Below are 18,433 nucleotides of genomic sequence, written 5' to 3'. Positions count from 1 at the left end.
GCTGCGGGCAGCGGCAGCCGGGCCAGCGCCGCCTCCGCCCCGGCCGCCAGCTCCTGCCGTGCGGCGAGGGCGTTGAGCAGCCGGCGGTGCACCGCATCCGTGCCATGGCCGGCCGGGACGTCGAGGAACACCGGCAGTGCCAGGTTGGCCGTCGATGACACGGTGGGAGCGTGCCGCCGCAGATCCACCGGGACCATGATCCGGGCCGGGGAACCACCGCCCGTGCCGGCAACGGCCGTCGCCACCTTCGCGGCGAGCGCCGCGTGTCGGCCCGGAACCGTACGCCGCCGCCACACCGAGCCGCTGCCCGCCCGGCCGGCCAGCGGGGAGCTCTGGTCGAGCCCGAGGCGCGGCCGCCGCCCGGTTCGGCCGAGTCTGTCCATCAATTGGTAGTCGGCCAGGGGATCGGCGGCGCCGTGCAGCGGTTCGCCCCGCAGAGCCCGGAAGACCTCGGCGGCCCAGACCGACGCGCCCTTGAGGTCCATCACGGCGTGGGAGGCACGGAACACCACGGTGCCTGGTTCCCCGGTGAGGAGCACCACCTCGCAGCCGGGGCGGCCTTCCGAATCGGCCAGCGGACCGGTCAGCTCCGGCAGGCCCGTGAGCGTCCTGCGGTCGAAGGCCTGTCCATCGGCGACCACGATCCGCGCCGGCAGTCCACTGTCGACCCACGTCCTGCCGCGGCGCACCAGCCGCGAGCCCGGGCAGGACGCCGAGGCCTGCGCGACGGCGTGGCTCAACTCCAGGGCGTCGATCGGGCCGGTGCCCTCGACCACCAGCTGGAGCACCAGCAGCTCGCCCAGGCGGGTGGCGGCCAGATAGGACCACTCGGTCGGGGAGACGGGCCGGCGGAAGGCGGTACGGCCCTCGGGACGGGCCCCAGGACCGATGCCCGTCGCGGCATGATGCACAGTCATGGCTACTTCACCTTCCGGATGAATTCGTCGACGCCGCCGATGCTGTCGATCCAGGCCTCCAGCCGGGCCATTCCGGCTTCGTGGTCCACCCGTGGCGCGATCAGATCCCGCCGTGCCGCCGATGTGTCGTACGTCGCCGAACGGGTGAGCAGAGCCAGCGAGTACCGGGAGAGGGGTGGCGAGGAGTGTTTGGCCAACGGCGGCAGTTTCCATGCCATGTCCGCCGTGAAGGCGATTGCGCGCAGCAGGCGGTGGGAGACGCGTTCGGTCGGAGGCTTGCCGCCGAACCGCTCGGCGAGTCCGGCGAGCGTGCTCCAGATCTCCACCGGCTGCCGGTCGGCGATGAAGTACGCCCTGCCGCCGACCCCGTCGGCACGCGCCGCCCGCACACAGGCGTCGGCGGCGTTCTCGCAGTAGCACAGGGATGCGTACACCGGCCTGCCACCGGAGAGGTCGGGCAGGCTGCCCGACATCATCTTCGCGAGCAGCCGCGGCATGAATCCGGAGTGGTCGCGCGGGCCCCACACGGCGCGCGGGCGCAGTGCGACGGTGGTGAAGTCCGCGCGGTCCGCGGCCAGCACCAGGCGCTCCGCGGCGGCCTTGGTCTCCGAGTAGAGATTGAGGTGGCGTGCGGGGAAGGGCTCGCTCTCGTCGATGTCGAGCCGGTCGCCGCCGCGGATGCTCATCAGCGCGCTGGGGCTGCTGATGAAGACGAAGCGTCGCGCCCCGGCTTCCTGGGCCGCCGACATGAGGCGCGCCGTACCCGAGACGTTCTCGTCCCGGAACTGGGCGCGGGTACCCCTGTCGGTGACCCGGGCCGCGCTGTGGTGCACCGCATCGACCCCGTCCATCGCCCGACGTACCGAGGCGGCGTCGCGCAGGTCGCCGTAGGCGAACTCGACGCCCGCAACGGTGCGCAGATGGCTCAGGTCGCTCTCTTCGCGCACCAGTGCCCGCACTTCGTCGCCGGCGCGGAGACAGGCGTCGACGATATGGCTGCCGAGGAACCCGGACGCGCCCGTCACCAGCACCCTCATACGGAAGCGCCCTTCGTCCTGCGGAGTTGTGCACGCCACCACGTCGCTCCGAAGAGCATCGTGAGCGCCGAGGTCGCCCACGGTTTGCGCCCGGTGGCGAGTTCCTGCTCCGCACGCAGCGCGGACGGTATCTGGACCGCGTGGACGACGACGCTCAGGAAGGCGTCCACCCACCAGAGAGCGGTCAGCGCCACATGGTTCCAAGGCAGTAGCGGCCAGGCCGCCAGATATGCCCACCCGAGCAGCGGGACGGCGCGCAGGGCGCGGTCGGACGCGGTCGGGCGGCGGCTTCCGGTGAGCCGGTCCTCGGCCCATCCGGCCAGCAGCTCCCGGCGGATCTTGGCGTTGTGGCGGATGTCGACGGGGAAGGCGGGGTGCGGCAGGAAGTCCGTGACGGCCTTGGTCATCGGGTTGTTCGCGCCCAGCTCGCGCAACTCGCCCTCGATTCGGGGCCATTGATTGCGGTCGGTGTCCGGTGCCAGCTCCACGCACAGCACCGGGCGCTGCTCGCCGTGCGGGCCGAAGCCCACCAGCGCCGTGCGCCGGACCTGCGGGTGGGTGTTGAAGACGCTCTCGCAGCGCACGGTGTGCAGGTCGCCGCAGGCTGCGCGGACCCGGTGGCTCTTGCGTCCGCAGAACCAGATCCGTCCCTCACCGTCGATCCATCCGACATCACCGGTGCGGTGCCAACGACGCCCGCCGTCCTGGATCTTGTGCGCGGCGTCGGCCCGGGGCGACTGAAAGTAGCGCGGGCTGACCGCCTGACCGCTGACCACGATCTCGCCCATCTCACCGGCTTCCAACGGCAGTCTCGGCGTCCACCGGGGGATCGGAGCGTCGCTGACCTCGATGATGCGGACCGATGTGCCGGGTGCGGGCCTGCCCACACAGACACCCAGGCCCGCTGCCAGGCCGTCGGCCGGCCCGGCCAGCGCTTCTCTGCTCTCCACCAGTGCGATGGGCAGCGCCTCGGTCGACCCGTAGGTGCTGAACACACGTGATCTGTTGGGCAGTACGGCACGCAGCGCGCCCATCAGCTCCGGGCTCACCGGTGCGCCACCGGAGACGATCAGGTGCAGCGACGGCACGCGGGCGCCGGTCTCGGCCAGATGGGCCGAGAGCGGACCCAGCAGTGCGGGGGAGGCGAACATGGCGTTCACGGAGAAGCGCCGGATCGCGTCGGTCAGCAGCGCCGGGTCTGCGGCGCCGACCCGGCCCATGTTCATCTTGGGCACCACCGCCGTGCGGCCCGCCGCGAGGTCGAACACGCCCATCAGGGGCAGCGTGACCAGGGTGCTGGTCATGTCGGAGGTGAAGTGGCCCTCCTCGACGCCGTACGCCATGCCCCGCAGCATGCCGACGGTGAGCTCGACCGGCTTGGCCGGGCCGGTACTGCCGGTGGTGTAACCGATCAGCGCGAGGTCGTCGGGCCCGGACTTCAGCGGCGGCCGCTGCGGCAGGCCCGCACCGAGGGCGATCAGCTCCGCAAGTGCCGTGCCGCTCCCGCGGCCCACCTTGATCAGGCTCCGCACTCCGGCGAAGGCACGCGGACGCAGCCGCCGCAGAATGTGTGCGGACGGGACACCGATGAATGCCTGAACACCCACCCTGTGGAGGCAGTCCAGCATGCGGCCGAGCCCCATGCCGGGATCGACCACCACCGGAACCGCGCCGATGTGCAGCAAGGCGAAGACCAGCGTCAGCAGGTCGACGCCCGGCGTCACCAGCAGGGCGGTACGGGTACCGCGGCGGATGCCGTGCGCTTCCAGCCCGGCGGCGCAGGCGGTGACCCGCGCGGCGAGCTCGGCGTAGCCGACCGAGGCGTAGGCCGGCCGGCCGGCCGACTCCATCCGGTCCCCGTCCGGGTGGATGACGGCCGGCTTGTCGGGCGTACGGACGGCGTGCCAGGCAAGCAGTTCGGTCAGGAATGCGTCGTGGCCAAGTGCGGTCGTGCTGCTGGGCATCAGCGCGCGGCTCCGTCTCTGTCGTCGGCCAGGTGGTAGAGAGTGGTGGCCGAACTCAGGCCGGCGCCGACGGCGAGGAAGAGGATCCGGTCGAAGCCCGCGAGCCTGCCCGTGTCCTGTGCCTGCCGGAAGCCGTAGGTCAGTGCCGAGGTGTGCGGATCGCCCTGCACCCCTTCGACGGTGACGGCGCCATCGGATGCCACGCCCAGGCGTTTGGCGAGCTGGGCGGGGAAGTCGGGCGACGGCTGCGAGGTGATCAGCAGCGTGCGGTCCAGGACCGCTGCCGCTCCGTCTGCGTCGGTGCCGTACTCGGCCGCGAGGCAACCGCGTACCGAGTCGACGGCCAGGTCGAGCATCCGCTCCAGCACGCCGCCGTCCCGGTCGACGACGATGGTGCTACGGCCCTCGGAGCCGGCCTCGTAAAGAGGCAGATACCCGTTGACGCCGTGTGTCCCCGGCGCTGACCGGTGGTGAACCCGGCCGAAGCCGCGGGCATCGGCGGTGCGTTCCAGCAGCAGTGCCGCGCCGGTGCTCGCGTACGGGAACTCGGCAGTGCCGGCCCTGGACGGGTCCATCGAGGGGTGCGTGTCGGCGGAGACCACCAACACCCGGCGGGCGCTGCCGGTTGCCAGCAGGGCACCGGCCGCCTGGACGGCATTGAGCACGCCGCAGGCGCCGTTCATGAGGTCGAAAGAGAACGCGGCCCGTCTGTCGGGGGCGTGAAGGTAGTCCAGGTTGATGCCGATGCGCTTCTGGATGAGTGCGGCGACGGACGGCTCGGAGATGTTGGAGTCGCGGTAGACGCCGACGTTGATCAGGACATCGACGTCCGCGGCGGTGAGCCCGGCCTGTTCCAGGCACGCGCTGCCCGCCGACGCCGCGTACCCGATCGCGCTGCCTGTGTCGTCCGCCGGGCTGAGCGCGGTGGAGGTGATGACGGTGGCCATGGTCATACCTCCAGCGAGGAGACGGTCGCGGACAGGAAACCGGTCACCACACCCGAGGCGGCGGGGACCAGCAGGATCTTGGACCCCTTGGGTATTCGTCGTTCCGCGAGCGCCTGGTGCATTACCAGATAGTGCGAGGTGGTCGCGGTGTTGGCGAACTTCTCGACGACCGAGAGCGTCTGCGGCATGGGTGTCTCGAAGATGCTCTCGCCCACCTGGTTCATGAAGTCGATGAACCGGCTGCCGACCTGGTGCTGGACGATGAAGTCGTATTCCTCGTCAGCGAATTGGCGACCGTCTTCGGTCAGCTTGTCGCGGTGGAAGGTCGGCCACAGCGACAGCCTGTCCTGGGCATGCATCTCTTTGTTGTTGGTGTACATCGCGAGATCGCCGGTGTCGTCGCTGGGCATGCCCAGGCACAGATGCGAGTACTCCGAGCAGGTCATCAGCTCCACGTCGTGGATCATGTCTGCTTCGTCGGTGGCGCGATCGACCAGCACGGCGACGCTCGAGTCGCCGACGGAGAGGGACGCGAACTGGGGGTCCCGGCTGTCCTCCATCTCACGCGCGGCAGTGAAGGCGATCGGGGTGATGTGCTCCCCGCTGAGTACCAGACCGTTGCGGACCTCACCGGACCGGATCATCCGGTCCAGCAGGTAGACGCCGGTCATCATGCCCGCGCAGGCGTTGGAGACATCGAAGTGAAGGGCGGAGGTCGCGCCGATCTCCTTGGCGATGCGGTGCGCGAAGGAAGGCTCGAACTGGTGGCGTCGGCCGTCCGTCGTGCGGCTGATGGAGCAGGAGATCACGACATCGATCTCGTCCGGGGTGTAGCGCGAGCGGTCCAGGCAGTCGCGGGCTGCCGAGACTGCCATCGTGAGGCAGTCCTCCGGGATGTCGGCAGTGTCGTCCGCGACGCGGCGCTCGGCCATTCCGGTAATCTTGAAGAGGTCGAATTCCGGAACTTTCTCCATGCGGGTAAGGAGTTCCGGAGTACTCATAACAGCCGAGGGGAGATACGCCCCGATGGACTCTAATCGACTCTTATTCATAAACCTCTCCCGGTGGTTCCCTATTCACGCGGCGCACTCACGGTGGAACCTCGACGAATTGAAGTTTCATCGCCGAGCCACTGGTCATGGTTCATGAAATCCCCGACTTCGGTGCGCCGCACGACGACGTTAGCGCACTGCTCAGGGGGTCTGACGCCGCCAGCCTGTGATGATCACCACTCTGCGGTTATGGAGGGTTGTCGAGCGTGATGGCCAAAAATCGGCGGTCGATATTGCGGCAGGATGTCGATGAGGTTGCGTGGAATAGCGAAGCGGCCGGAGCGATGGAACCCGCCTCGGCAAAAATCGCGCCCCAGTTGCGATGCGTGCCTTGTCACGCCTGCCGGATACGGCGACGAGAACCCGGTTTTCGGCGAGTGCAGGCATGCGCAATCCGCGCGATACGACTGTCCGGATCTCGATCATGCGAGGGTGGTGCGCTGTCCTTTCCCGCGTGAACCGCCCGGCCTGCCATGAGTGGACTCCTGCGGTGCCGCGTTGCGGCGGCATCGCAGGAGTCCGGCGGCATCACGCCCGCACCACAATCGGTGGCCGCCACGGGAGCCGGTCCGCGGTGCACCAGGGTCAACTCGCCGAGGACGGGCGGATGTTCTGATTGAGCCGGAACAGGTTCGTGGGGTCGTACTTGTTCTTGACCTGCACGAGCCGGTCGTAGACCGGTCCCGGATACGAGGCGCGCACCTTGTCCTCCGCCCCGTCGCCGGTGAAGTTGACGTACGTCGCACCGTGGCCGTGGCGGGCGATCTCATCCCGTGCCCCCCGCGCCCACGCGACGTGCTCGTCGAAGCCGGTCGGCGCCGGGGAACGTGCAATCACATTGCACAGGAAGTTCGCGTCACGTTGGCTGAACGCTGTTGCGTCCGCGGGAACGCGGCCGAAGGCGCCGCCCAGATGATGCATGTGCAGTTCGCTGGAGGGCGTCGGCGTTGTGTGGTGCAGGCGCGTCAGCTCATCGATCGCGGGATCGGACGCCTCGATGAATGCCGAGGTGAAATAGTTGTGCGCGCCACGCGTCCACAGCGGGTCCAGCAGTGTCTGCATTCCGGCGTAGGGCATCGGGCCCATGAGGTCGGCGATCGGGGTACCGAGCCCGCGCAACGGCCGGACCGCCGCTTCGCCGGCCTCGGGGGCACCGGCGTACATGCCGCCGACGACCACGACCCGGGTACCGTGCACCTCTTCCGGCAGGAACGGCAGCGGGGGCGCTGTTGTCAGGTTGACCAACGTCGTCAGCTCGTCGGGCATTCCGGCGGTCAGGTCACGCCACCGGGTGATCACCTGTCGCGCCTCGGCGGCCGGGTAGAAGATCAGGCCCGCGAGCACCTGCGGGCCCACCGGGTGCAACTGGTACTCGAACGATGTGACGACACCGAAGTTGCCACCGCCGCCCCGCAGCGCCCAGAACAGGTCGGGGTTCTCCTCCGCACTGGCGTGCACGAGCCGGCCGTCCGCGGTCACGACGTCGGCCCCGACCAGGTTGTCGCAGGCCAGGCCGTGACGGCGGACCAGCCAGCCCACCCCTCCGCCGAGGGTGAAGCCGGAGATCCCGGTCGTCGAGACCAGGCCGCCGGTCACGGCACGGCCGAACGCCTGGGTCTCGTGGTCGAAATCTCCCCATGTCATCCCGGGCTGTGCGACGATCCGCCGCTGTACCGGGTCGACCCGCGCCCCCTTCATCGCGGACAGGTCGATGACGATCCCTCCGTCGCAGGTCGAGAACCCGGCGATGCTGTGTGCGCCGCCCCGTACCGCGACGAGCAGGTCCTGGCTGCGTGCGAACTCGACCGCACGCATCACATCGGCCGTTCCGGCGCACCGCACCACCAGGGCCGGCCGCCGGTCGTGCGCGGCGTTCCAGATCGTCCGGGCTTCGTCGTACTCCGCGTCCTCCGGGCGTACGACCTCGCCCCGCAGTCCCGCCTCCAGCTCACCGATGGTGGCGTCCCCGAGAACTCCCTCTGCCGTCTCGATCGACATTTTCGGTCTCCTTGGTGTGGCGTTTGCTCTGACACCAAGGAAGGTAAGAAGTGCCGCTTAGCACCGGGTTAGCGTCGCCTTTGCGTCCGTGCCCCGGCTCGGCGCAGGTGAGCCAGGCCCCGTACGTCGCCCAGTCGCGTGAAAAGGTCCAGCGCGCGGGCGGTGGCCGCGTCGGCGCCTGCCTGGTCGCCCGCTTCCGCCGCCATTCTCGACAGCATGACCGCCACCCACCCGGTGGCGCACGTCGACCCGGCAACGTATTCGAGATCCAGGGCGCTGGTGAACAGGTCCCCGGCTGTGGCGGCGTCGCCCGCGGCCCGGGCGATGAGCCCGAGGTGGAGCACGCTGTTCGTCGTACCCGGGATGTCGTCGGTCTCCTCGAATCCGGCGAGGGCCCGTCCGATCGCGGCCCGCGCGCTGTCGACGTCGCCGACGGCCATCGCCAGCAGGCCGAGACTGCCAAGGGTGATCCCGACCTCGCGGCGGTCGCCGAGCCGGCGTCTGATCCGGAGGCTGGCCTCGAGATACGGCCGAGCCTCGGCGTACTCCCGGTGGGTGCGACAGATGTTTCCGAGGGTGTTGAGGGCCAGCGACTCCCCGTGCGGGTCACCGAGCCCGCGGAAGCAGTCGACGCTCCGCTCGGCCGTTGTTCTGGCCTCCTCCATGTCGCCGTCCAGCCGGGTGGCCCACGCGAGGTTGGACAACGCGTACCCGCGAGCCTGTGCCGTGCCCACCAGCCGCCCGACCAGGACGGTCTCCTCGAAGCACAAGGTGATCGTGCCCTCGGCGTCCTCCTCGGCCACGTACCCGGGTGTCATGACCGGGAAGTACGGCCGGGTCCCACTGTCGAGGTCCGTGAGCAGACGCAGGCTTGTTGCGAAGGCATCCCGGGCCGCGCTCCCGTCACCCCGGCAGAAGGCGCAGATCCCCCGCTGATGCGCGGCGGCGGCCAGAACCGGCAGCTCCCCGTCGGCGAGCGCGCACGCCTCGTCGAGCGCTGTCCCCGCCTCGTCCCAGCTGCCGCGCATCCACAACAGGATCGCCTGCTGGTAGAAGGCGTACGCGAGCGCGGCCCGGTCCTCTCGTGCCCGGTGGATCGCCACGATCTCCGCACCGATGGACGCCAGCCGGGAGCCGTCGCCGAGCCGTATCGCCAGCACGCCCTGGCCGAGGAGGGCCCGTGCCCGTAGCGGAGTCGGTGCCTGCGCCGCGGCGAGTGCGTCGTCCAGTCGGCGCCGCCCCTCGGCGAGGTACCCGCGCTCGACCCAGAAGCGCCGCAACGCGACCGCCAGCCGTAGTGCGCGTTCCGGGTCGTTCTCGAGGGCCGATCTCAGTGCGGCGCGGAGGTTGTCGTGATCGACTTCGAGCAGGCGTGAGGTCTCGCCGGGGATCCGGGTCGTCAGCTCGGGATCATGCGACTCGGCGAGTGCGAGGTAGAAGCCGCGGTGCCGGCTCTCGGTCTCCGTCAGTTCCCCGGACTCGCGCAGCCGCTCCCGCGCGTACTGCCGGATCGTCTCCAGCAGTCGGTAGCGCGCTTCGTCGCCGTGGCGCTCCACCAGGACGAGCGACTTGTCGACCAGCCGGCCGAGCAGATCCAGCACGGATGGAGGGTCGATGTCCTGGGTGCACACCTCCTCCGCGGCGGGCAGGGAGAAGCCGCCGGCGAAGACCGCGAGCCGACGGAAGAGCAGTCGCTCCTCGGGGTCGAGCAGCTGGTGACTCCACCGCAGGGTGGCCAGCAGCGTCTGCTGCCGGGTCACCGTATGCCTGCTGCCCTGCCCGAGGAGGGTGAGCGCGTCGTCCAGCCGCTCGGCGATCTGTCGCGGTGCCAGAATGCGTACCCGCGCGGCCGCGAGCTCCAGGGCCAGGGGCATCCCGTCGAGCCGGAAGCAGATCTGTGCGACGGCGGCCGCGTTGTCCGCGTCCAGTTGGAAATGCGGGACGGCGTCCTTGGCCCGTTCCACGAACAGCCGCACGGATGAGAAACGGCCGAGCTCGGCCGGGGGTGGCAGCCGATGTATGTCAGGCAGCCCGAGTGAGGGCACTCTCCATGTGCGTTCGCCGTAGGCCCGTAGCGGTTCGCGGCTGGTGGCCAGTACGACGACCCCCCGACAGTTGGCCAGGACGTCCGCGACCAGGTCGGCGCAGGACTCGACCAGGTGCTCACAGTTGTCGAGCACGAGCAGCAGCTCCCGCCCGGACAGCTGCGTGACCAGGGCCGCTTGCGTCCTGTTGTCCGGCGGGAGCTCGATGCCGAGCACCGCGGCGACCGCGTCCGGAACGAACCCGGGTTCGGCGACCGCGGCGAGGTCGACGAACCACACACCGTCGCGTACAGCCTCGATGTGCCGGGCCGCGACGGCCAGGGCGAGCCGGGTCTTGCCGCAACCGCCGGGGCCGGTCAGGGTCAACAGCCGACTCCGCGCGAGGAGTTCGTCCACCTCGACGATTTCGCGTTCCCGGCCGATGAAGCTGGTCAGCTGCGCCGGCAGGTTGTGACGACGGACGGGACCGCGTTCGGCCGGCTCCTCGACCGAGCCCGCCAGCAACGTGCGGTAGATCTCGCGGGTCTGTGGGTCCGGGTCGGATCCGGTGTCACCGCGGAGCGCGTCACGCAGTTGCTCGTACACCGCCAGCGACTCCCGCCGTCGCCCCGTGGCTGCGAGGACCCGCATGAGCGCCCGGTGGCCCGGCTCGTTGAGTTCGTCGTCGGCGATCAGAGACTCCAGCACCTCGACCGCCTCCCTGGCGCGGCCCTGCTGCTCGAGCGCCTCGGCGAGAGCCAGTCTCAGTCCGGTGCGCCGGACACCCAGGGCACTGCGCGCCTCCTGCGTCCATGGCTCGAAGGTGTCCTCGGGCAACAGTTCATGCTCGGCCAGGGCGAGTGCGGCGCGGTAGTCCGCCGGCCTGCCACCGGCCGATGCCCGTCGTGTCGCGTCCTCCAGCTCGTCGAGGTCGACCCGGACACCGCCGTCCGGGCCGAGTGCGACCACGTCGTCCCGAAGGACGACGACATCGCCGGGTGTCCCGGCCGTCGCCAACGCGCGCCGGACGGCATGCAGCACCTGGTGCAGGTTGTTGGACGCGGCCTCCGGATCCAGGTCGGGCCACAGCAGGTCGTACAACCTGTCCCGGTGCAGCCTGTGGTCCGGTGTCAGGGCCAGCAGTTTCAGGACGCTCCTGGCCTTGCGCAGCCGCCACGCCCCGGCGGCGACGCTGCGGTCTCCGACCGCCACGTGCAGGCCACCAAGCAGATCGACGCGCACCTCGTCGGCCATGTGCGCCCCTAGGGCAGGCTGCCGAGGGTGGGTGGATCCGGCGGCAGTCGGTCGACCATGCGCATCACCGTCATGACCCAGATGGTCATTTCCCCGCGCTCACCAGCGGATTTGACGGGCCGGTGTCACACAGGAGGTACACCGATCACTTTACAGGCCCGGGGGAGACGGGGCGCCCGCGCCGCGTAACGGCGGGTCACCGAGGCCAGGGTTGCGGTCAGCCTCCAGCAGGTGGTGAGAGGTGCGCGGGCGCGCGGTTGTTGCTGTTCTCGGTGCGGGTGCGGGTGCGGGTGCGGGTGCGGGTGCGGGTGCGGGTGCGGCTTCGCCTCGCGCGCCTACCCCCCGGCCGCCGGCGAGAGGTGTTCGTGCACGGCGAGCCAGCGGCCGGATTCCTGGCGGCGGAACACGATCGTCTCGCGCTCCCTGAGGGTCTCTTCGCCGGCGGTGGTGCTGACCGTGGTCTTCACCTCGTGGCTGAACACGGCGGTTTCACCGAGGAGTTGGACCAGTCGGCCGGTGGACGTGCAGGCCAGGACGCGGAAGCCGTCCTCGTCGACCCAGCTGTTCCACAGGGTGCGGTAGTCCGCGGTGGAGGTGAGGCGTTCGGGGGTGGTGTGGAAGACGAACGTCGCGTCGTGCGCGAACGCCGCGAAGTAGTCGTCGAGGCGGCCTTCGCCGAAGGCGGACACCAGCGCGTCGGCGGCCTTCAGGACCTCGTCGGTCATGGGTCGTGCTCCTTGCGGTGACATTCCGTACGGGAAGGGCGGGACCTTCCCGTACGGAGAGAGGGAGGGGTGGTCAGCCGATGCGGGCGACGGCCCGCACGGGGGCGCCGTCGGCGGCGGGCAGCCGCAGGGGCAGCAGGGAGACCTCGATGGGCTCGCCTGCCGTCTGCGCGTCGAGCAGACGGTCGAGCCCGGTGAGGTTCTCGGCGATGACCGAGTGGGCGCCGCACAGGACCCGGTGGGCGGGGAAGTCGTCGGCCGGGGTCGCATCGACGCTGAGCGCGTCGATGCCGACGGTCCGGACCCCGGCCGCGACCAGGAGCTCGGCGGCTTCCCGGGTCAGATACGGGTGGGTGACGTAGTCCTCCGTGCCCCAGTGCTGCGACCAGCCGGTGGCCACCAGCACGATCACCCCCGCCCGTACGCGCCCCTCGAACAGGGACGGCCCGAGCGGTGAGCGCGGCCGCGCGCCGCGGGCGTCCACGACGACGGCCTCGCCCAGGAACCGCTCCAGGGGCAGCTGGTCCAGGGTCGTCAGCGCGTCGTCGATATGGAACGGAGCGTCGACATGGGTACCGGTCTGCGAGCCCATGTCCAGGTGCAGGACGTTCACCCCGTCGGCGGTGGCCGTCAGCGCCGGGGCGACCGAGACCTGAGGATCGCCCGGATAAACCGGCATCCCGGTGGTGAGCTCGACAGACAGGTCGATGATGCGCATGTTCGCCTCAGACCGATTCCGCGACCACGTCGACAGGCACTCCGGCCTCCGTCGTGATCGGCGTCATGGGTGTGTCCGAGGCGCGGACCAGGCGCGGCCCCTCGGGCCCGTAGGCCTCGCGCGGCTCGGGGAAGAGCCACAGCAACGACAGGTGGAGGAGGGCGGCGATGCCCAGGCCTACCGGGAGCGAGAGGTCGACGCCGCCGGCCAGGTCGCCGAGCGGGCCGACGAACTGCCCCGGCAGGTTGACGAACATCAGGGCGAGGACCGCCGAGGCCAGCCAGGCGCCCATGCCGCGCCAGTTCCAGCCGTGGCTGAACCAGTAACGGCCGCCGCGCTGGCGCCGGTTGAACACCTGGAGCGAATCCGGGTCGTACCAGCCGCGACGGGTCAGATAGCCGAGCATCATGATCACCATCCAGGGGGCGGTGCAGGTGATGATCAGTGTCGCGAAGGTGGAGATGGACTGCGACAGGTTGGCGGCGAAGCGGCCGACGAAGATGAACCCGACCGAGAGCACGCCGACGAACACCGTTGCCTGCACCCGGCTGAACCGGGTGAACACACTGGAGAAGTCAAGGCCGGTGCCGTAGAGCGAGGTGGTGCCCGTGGACATGCCGCCGATGAGCGCGAGCAGGCACACCGGCAGGAAGTACCAGCCGGGCGAGACCGCCAGCAGGCCGCCCACGTAGTTCGGGGCGCTCGGGTCCATGTATTTCGCCGCCTTCTCCGCGATGATCGAGGCGGTGGCCAGACCGAAGAAGAACGGCAGAATCGTGGCGATCTGCGAGGCGAACGCCGCCGTCACGACCTTGCGGCTCGGGGTGTCGGCCGGGATGTAGCGGGCCCAGTCGCCGAGGAAGGCGCCGAAGGACACCGGGTTGGACAGCACGATCAGCGCCGAGCCGATGAACGCGGGCCAGAACCCCGCGGAGGACACGGACTGGAACGCGCCCTGGTAGCCCGGGTCGAAGTCCCCGGCGAAGGCGAAGAGGCCAAGGACGAACAGCGTCGAGGCCGCCACCACCGCGATCTTGTTCACGAAGAGCATGAACCGGAAGCCGTACACGCACACCGCCAGCACCAGCAGCGCGAAGATGCCGTACGCGAGAGCGAACACGCCGTCGTTCTGCGGTACGCCCATCAGCCGGTGCGCGCCGCCGACAAGCGCGTCGCCGGAGGACCACACCGAGATGGAGAAGAACGCGATGGCGGTGAGCAGCGACAAGAAGGAGCCGACGATCCGCCCGTGCACACCCAGGTGGGCCGAGGACGAGACCGCGTTGTTGGTGCCGTTGCGCGGGCCGAACACCGCCAGCGGCGCGAGGATTATCGCGCCCGTGATCAGGCCGAGCACGGTCGCCGCGAGGCCCTGCCAGAAGGACAGCCCGAAGAGGATCGGGAAGGCGCCGAGCACGCAGGTGGCGAAGGTGTTGGCGCCGCCGAACGCGACCCTGAACAGGTCGAGCGGCTTCGCGGTGCGGTCCGCGTCGGGAATGCGTTCCACACCGTACTGCTCGACCTCGGTCAGAGCGGGGGAGTCGCTCAACTGTCCTCCTTGAGAGCGAGCAGGCTGATCAGGTCGTAGGCGACGTGCGAGGCCGCGACCGAGGTGATCTCGGCGTGGTCGTACGCCGGCGCGACCTCCACGACGTCCGCGCCGACCAGGCGGCACCCGGCCAGGCCGCGCAGGATCTCGAGAAGCTCGCGGGAGGTCAGGCCGCCCGCCTCGGGGGTTCCGGTGCCGGGGGCGTGCGCCGGGTCGAGGCAGTCGATGTCGATGGAGATGTAGAGAGGGCGGTCGCCGATGCGCTGGCGCAGCTGGTCGGCGACCTCGTCGGCGCCGCGCCGGTAGACGTCGGCCGAGGTCACGATGCCGAAGCCCAGCTTCTCGTCGTCGGTGAGGTCCTGCTTGCCGTACAGCGGACCGCGGGTGCCGACGTGGGAGAGCGCCTCGGTGTCGAGGATGCCCTCCTCGACCGCCCGGCGGAACGGGGTGCCGTGCGTGTACTCGGCGCCGAAGTACGTGTCCCAGGTGTCCAGGTGCGCGTCGAAGTGCAGCACTGCGACCGGGCCGTGCTTCTTTGCCACCGAGCGCAGCAGCGGGAGAGCGATGGTGTGGTCGCCGCCTATGGTGACCAGGCGGGTGCCGTCGGCCTGCAGGCTACTCGCGGCGTCCTCGATGGTCTCGATGGCCTCGTCGATGCTGAAGGGGTTGACAGCGATGTCTCCGGCGTCGGCCACCTGCTGGGTGGCGAACGGCGACACATCGAGCGCCGGATTGTAGGGGCGCAGCAGTCGGCTGGCCTCGCGGACGGCATTGGGTCCGAAGCGGGCGCCGGGCCGGTAGGAGACACCGGCGTCGAACGGGACGCCGACCACGGCCACGTCGGCGCGGGCCACCTCGTCGAGGCGCGGCAGCCGGGCGAACGTGGCAGGCCCCGCGAAGCGCGGGATCCGGGAGGAGTCGACAGGCCCTCGGGGTTCGTTCATCTCTGGTGCGATCCCTTCTCACATGCTCCGGAGCGGGTCCGGTCGGCAGAGTCTGCCCATCGGAGGATCAGCACCACAATTGTGACGGAGACAGAGAGTTAGCATCTCTTTGTGGCTGACAACAAAGAGCGAGTGACCGTCGGGGATCTGCTCCAGCACCCGGCGCTGCAGCTGCGCCTGCTCGCGGGCGCCGCCGGCCTGCACCGTTCCGTCTCCTGGGCCCATGTCAGCGAGCTGGACGACCCCACACCCTGGCTGCTCGGCGACGAGATGATCATGACGACCGGACTCGCCGTGCCCCGTTCGGCCGCCGGACAGCGGGCTTATCTGGAGCGGCTCGACGACGCCGGAGTCGCCGCCCTCGCGGTCTCGGCCCAGCTGCACATGCCCCCGCTGCGCCAGGCATTCTTCGCCGCGGCGGAGCGGCGGGGCATGCCGGTCCTCGAGGTTCCGCTGGCCGTGCCGTTCATCGCCGTGGCGCGGGAGGTAGCCGCCGCCCTCCAGGAGGACGCCGCCCACCGGCTCGGCGCGCAGCTCCAGGTCTTCGGCGCGTTGCGCTGGCTGACCTCGGAGAACCTGGACACCGCGACGCTCTTCACACGCCTGGAGAAGCTGTCCGGATACGACATCTTTCTGTGCACCATGCAGGGCCGCCCCCTGCTTCCCGGCGTCCCCGCCCCCGACCCGGCCGTCGTCCCCGGCTCGGCGGACGCCCCGCCGGCCATCCCCGGCGGATTCGCCATCCCGGTGCCCTCGCCCGGTGGCGCGGCAGGCTTCCTCGTGGCATTCGAGCGCGAAGACGCGCGCCCGGCCGGGCTTGCCGTCGTGCAGCACATCGCCACCGTGGCAGCGCTCCTGCTCGCCGCGGTCCGCACCGAACGCGAGGCGCTGCGCAGAGAAGGCGCCGAGTTCCTCGCCGAACTGCTCCAGGACGCTCTCGACCCCGCGGTCGCCCAGCGCCACCTGAAGCGGCACTCCATCAGGGGCGAGATCGCCCTGGCGGTGGTCAGGGGCGTCACCGAGGACGCCGTCCTACGGGCGCTGGAGGATCAGCCGTACCTCATGCTCAATCGCGGCGAGGACCGCTACCTCCTCGGTTCCCCCCTCCTCGGCGACCGGGTCGCGGTCCTCCCCGGCGTCGCCGCCGGGATGAGCCGCCCCTTCGGCCCGGGTGCCTCGCTGCGGGTCGCGCAGCGCGAGGCGCGGTGGTCGGCCTCCCACGCCGCCGCGTCCGGCCGCGCCCTCGTCCAGTACGGGGAGGACACCACCGGCCGCTGGCTGCCCGACGATCCGGCCGCGCTGACCGCTCTCGTCGAGCACGTTCTGGGCGAGGCGCTGCGTTACGACGCCGGTCACGGCTCCCGGCTCCTGCCGTCGGTGCGCACCTGGATGGAACGTGACCGCCGTACGGACGAGGCCGCCGCGGCCCTCCACGTCCACCCCAACACGCTCTCCTACCGCCTGCGCCGCTTCGGCGAGGTCACCGGCCGCGACATGTCCACCACCGGCGCGTTCGCCGAGGTCTGGCTGGCGATCCGGGCCGCTGCTGAACTCGGGCTGCTCGACTGAGCCGTCGGCTCACAGGTCCGCGGGAGCAGTGGGGGTGTGCACACCTGGCGGGGCATGGGGCAGCGGTTCGGCGCCGGGACGGCCCGGTATCACAGGTGCCGTGGGCCGGTCTCGTCCGGATCGGCGGCATCTCCGGTCCGGGGCGGCCGAGTTGGGCGCGGTGGGGGCGGTGGGTGCGGATACCGTGTTCCGCCGCCCCCCGCACACCTCGGGCCGGTGCGACATTGCGGGGCCGTCCTGGCTCGCCGGAAACGCGGAAGCGCCGGACCGTCGGTCCGGCGCTTCCGGGCGCTTGCACGAGCCCGCGGGGTTGCGGTGTGTCTCAGGTTCCGGGCTTGCGGCCGTAGACGAAGACGTCGTCGCCCTTGCGGAGCATGCTCCAGTACTTGGCGGCGTCGCTCTTGGTCATGTTCACGCACCCGTGCGAGCCGGGCGGCGCCCAGACGCTGATGCCGACGGAGTGGAAGGCCTGGCCGCCGTCGAAGAACTGGCTGTACGGCATCGGCACGTTGTAGAGGCTGGACACGTGGTCGATGTCCCGCCAGGAGATCTTCTTCAGGCCGGTCCGCGTCTCGTGTCCCTTACGTCCGGTACGTACAGCGACCGGTCCGTACACCAGCTTCTTGCCGTCCTGGATCCAGCTCAGCTGGAGCGTCAGGTCGACGCAGGCGATACGGCCCTTGTTCGTGGGGCACTTGCCGGACTTGTTCGGGTTGTTCCCGACGGCCTTCTGCTTGGTCATGAGATCCATGACGCCCCAGGTGACGGGGCCCGCCAGCCCCACGTTCGGGCTGATCGAGTGCTTCGTCTGGAAGGCCTGGATCGCCTTGCAGTCGGCGGCCGACTGCTTTCCGTCCACCGGGCGGCCGAGGAACTTCTCGACCTGCTTCTGGTACACCCCGGTCTGCGTCGTGCACGAGGCCGCCTGAGCGGTCGTGCTTCCCATGGCCAGAGTGAGCGGGGTCACCAGCGCGGTGATCCCGAGTGCGACGACTCCTCGTCGGCGTGTGTGCCCCACGGCTGTCGACTCCTTATACGCGCGTGTTGCGAGTTCCGCCTGGTAGACGGCAGAAGGGAGGTAGTAGTTGCACGCGGGAAGGAGACGGTTCCGTAACAGCCGCGCCCACGGGGACTCGACCTGCCGGGGGTCTGTGACGCGAACCGGACTGGTGGCACGATAGCCCCACAGACCGTACCGGCGGTCGGCACACGTTTCCTGGGGCACTCATGAACATCTGGCTCCCATTCCGACTCCTCGCCGCAACGGCCGTGACCGGCCTGTTGCTTACCGCCTGCGGGGGTTCCGGCGGGCCTCCGGACGCGTCGGGATCACCGTCCCCCGCTCCAGGAACGTCCTCGGCGTCGCAGTCGCCGGCCACGCCCGTTCCGTCGGCGCCTACGGCGACAAAACCGCCCGGCACGCAAGCGCCGACCACGCCCGCACCCGGCGGCAGCGCGCCGGCGCTCGGCTCCGGGCGCCTCCAGCCGATGTGGCCGTTCGCCACGCTCGCCGAAGCCCAGGCGTGGCAGCGTGACTATCGCGCCGGCGGACACCAGCCCTGGCATCTCGACCCGGGACAGACCGCACTGTCCTTCACCCAGGGCTACCTCGGCTTCCGGGACATCGGCCGGATCTCGGCGCGCACCGCGAGGGCCGACCGGTGAGGATCACCACGCCACGGGTGCTCGCGCTGCTGTGTGCCGCTCTGCTGTCCTGGTACACCTTCCAGGTAGC

General features: G+C 70.3%; 13 protein-coding genes and 1 pseudogene. 2 read left to right on the top strand and 12 right to left on the bottom strand.

The genetic code is table 11. The features are described 5' to 3' along the window. The 11 genes and pseudogenes from ACWDZ6_RS32215 to speB form a co-directional block, all read right to left on the bottom strand. Window positions 1–917, bottom strand: a pseudogene (locus tag ACWDZ6_RS32215) (non-ribosomal peptide synthetase); the annotation flags it as partial. 2 nt (window positions 918–919) lie between these two features. Continuing rightward, window positions 920–1,954 (bottom strand): NAD-dependent epimerase/dehydratase family protein, encoded by a 1,035-nt coding sequence (locus tag ACWDZ6_RS32210; RefSeq protein ID WP_451505655.1) that lies wholly within the window; start codon window positions 1,952–1,954, stop codon window positions 920–922. After that, window positions 1,951–3,918: a fatty acid CoA ligase family protein gene (locus ACWDZ6_RS32205; RefSeq protein WP_451505654.1), complete on the bottom strand. Its 1,968-nt coding sequence runs from the start codon at window positions 3,916–3,918 to the stop codon at window positions 1,951–1,953. The genes ACWDZ6_RS32210 and ACWDZ6_RS32205 overlap by 4 nt, the downstream gene beginning before the upstream one ends. Then, window positions 3,918–4,865, bottom strand: coding sequence for a hypothetical protein (locus ACWDZ6_RS32200; protein ID WP_451505653.1), 948 nt, complete (start codon window positions 4,863–4,865; stop codon window positions 3,918–3,920). The genes ACWDZ6_RS32205 and ACWDZ6_RS32200 overlap by 1 nt, the downstream gene beginning before the upstream one ends. A gap of 2 nt (window positions 4,866–4,867) precedes the next feature. Then, window positions 4,868–5,839 carry a 3-oxoacyl-ACP synthase III family protein gene (locus ACWDZ6_RS32195; RefSeq protein WP_366732744.1) on the bottom strand — a complete coding sequence of 324 codons (972 nt, stop codon included), beginning with the start codon at window positions 5,837–5,839 and terminating at the stop codon, window positions 4,868–4,870. Window positions 5,840–6,502: 663 nt separating this feature from the next. After that, a complete protein-coding gene (locus ACWDZ6_RS32190; RefSeq protein WP_451505652.1) occupies window positions 6,503–7,915 on the bottom strand; it encodes an FAD-binding oxidoreductase in 1,413 nt (470 codons plus the stop codon). Between the two features lie 68 nt (window positions 7,916–7,983). Further along, window positions 7,984–11,193 (bottom strand): tetratricopeptide repeat protein, encoded by a 3,210-nt coding sequence (locus tag ACWDZ6_RS32185; RefSeq protein WP_451505651.1) that lies wholly within the window; start codon window positions 11,191–11,193, stop codon window positions 7,984–7,986. A 335-nt stretch (window positions 11,194–11,528) separates the two neighbouring features. Beyond that, window positions 11,529–11,918, bottom strand: a complete 390-nt coding sequence (locus ACWDZ6_RS32180; RefSeq protein ID WP_451505650.1) for a YybH family protein — start codon at window positions 11,916–11,918, stop codon at window positions 11,529–11,531. 73 nt (window positions 11,919–11,991) lie between these two features. Next, the gene (locus tag ACWDZ6_RS32175) at window positions 11,992–12,636 is read right to left on the bottom strand and encodes a cyclase family protein (protein WP_451505649.1); all 645 of its coding nucleotides are present in this window, start codon (window positions 12,634–12,636) and stop codon (window positions 11,992–11,994) included. A gap of 7 nt (window positions 12,637–12,643) precedes the next feature. Continuing rightward, window positions 12,644–14,185: a purine-cytosine permease family protein gene (locus ACWDZ6_RS32170; protein ID WP_451505648.1), complete on the bottom strand. Its 1,542-nt coding sequence runs from the start codon at window positions 14,183–14,185 to the stop codon at window positions 12,644–12,646. Further along, window positions 14,182–15,129, bottom strand: a complete 948-nt coding sequence (speB, locus tag ACWDZ6_RS32165; RefSeq protein WP_451505647.1) for an agmatinase — start codon at window positions 15,127–15,129, stop codon at window positions 14,182–14,184. The genes ACWDZ6_RS32170 and speB overlap by 4 nt, the downstream gene beginning before the upstream one ends. Window positions 15,130–15,240: 111 nt before the next feature. Here speB and ACWDZ6_RS32160 point away from each other — a divergent pair, with 111 nt between their 5' ends. After that, the gene (locus tag ACWDZ6_RS32160) at window positions 15,241–16,698 is read left to right on the top strand and encodes a PucR family transcriptional regulator (RefSeq protein WP_451505646.1); all 1,458 of its coding nucleotides are present in this window, start codon (window positions 15,241–15,243) and stop codon (window positions 16,696–16,698) included. Between the two features lie 322 nt (window positions 16,699–17,020). Here the strand turns inward: ACWDZ6_RS32160 and ACWDZ6_RS32155 are convergent, their stop codons facing one another. Continuing rightward, window positions 17,021–17,716: a L,D-transpeptidase gene (locus ACWDZ6_RS32155; RefSeq protein WP_389185399.1), complete on the bottom strand. Its 696-nt coding sequence runs from the start codon at window positions 17,714–17,716 to the stop codon at window positions 17,021–17,023. 470 nt (window positions 17,717–18,186) lie between these two features. On the opposite strand from ACWDZ6_RS32155, the gene ACWDZ6_RS32150 reads away from it, so the two are divergent. Next, entirely contained in the window at window positions 18,187–18,363 is a 177-nt protein-coding gene (locus tag ACWDZ6_RS32150; RefSeq protein WP_451505645.1) for a hypothetical protein, read from the top strand. Window positions 18,364–18,433 lie beyond the last annotated feature (70 nt).

Source organism: Streptomyces sp. NPDC002926 (assembly GCF_053591755.1).
The sequence above is the reverse complement of the archived record's forward strand: the minus strand, read 5'-3'. Positions and strand labels throughout refer to the sequence as shown.

What these genes read in the sequence shown, in the direction of transcription:
- ACWDZ6_RS32175 (WP_451505649.1), bottom strand. Translation starts at nt 12,636, where the DNA reads ATGCGCATCATCGACCTGTCTGTCGAGCTCACCACCGGGATGCCGGTT.
- ACWDZ6_RS32210 (WP_451505655.1), bottom strand. Translation starts at nt 1,954, where the DNA reads ATGAGGGTGCTGGTGACGGGCGCGTCCGGGTTCCTCGGCAGCCATATC.
- ACWDZ6_RS32205 (WP_451505654.1), bottom strand. Translation starts at nt 3,918, where the DNA reads ATGCCCAGCAGCACGACCGCACTTGGCCACGACGCATTCCTGACCGAA.
- ACWDZ6_RS32185 (WP_451505651.1), bottom strand. Translation starts at nt 11,193, where the DNA reads ATGGCCGACGAGGTGCGCGTCGATCTGCTTGGTGGCCTGCACGTGGCG.
- ACWDZ6_RS32180 (WP_451505650.1), bottom strand. Translation starts at nt 11,918, where the DNA reads ATGACCGACGAGGTCCTGAAGGCCGCCGACGCGCTGGTGTCCGCCTTC.
- ACWDZ6_RS32200 (WP_451505653.1), bottom strand. Translation starts at nt 4,865, where the DNA reads ATGGCCACCGTCATCACCTCCACCGCGCTCAGCCCGGCGGACGACACA.
- ACWDZ6_RS32150 (WP_451505645.1), top strand. Translation starts at nt 18,187, where the DNA reads ATGTGGCCGTTCGCCACGCTCGCCGAAGCCCAGGCGTGGCAGCGTGAC.
- ACWDZ6_RS32190 (WP_451505652.1), bottom strand. Translation starts at nt 7,915, where the DNA reads ATGTCGATCGAGACGGCAGAGGGAGTTCTCGGGGACGCCACCATCGGT.
- speB (WP_451505647.1), bottom strand. Translation starts at nt 15,129, where the DNA reads ATGAACGAACCCCGAGGGCCTGTCGACTCCTCCCGGATCCCGCGCTTC.
- ACWDZ6_RS32195 (WP_366732744.1), bottom strand. Translation starts at nt 5,839, where the DNA reads ATGGAGAAAGTTCCGGAATTCGACCTCTTCAAGATTACCGGAATGGCC.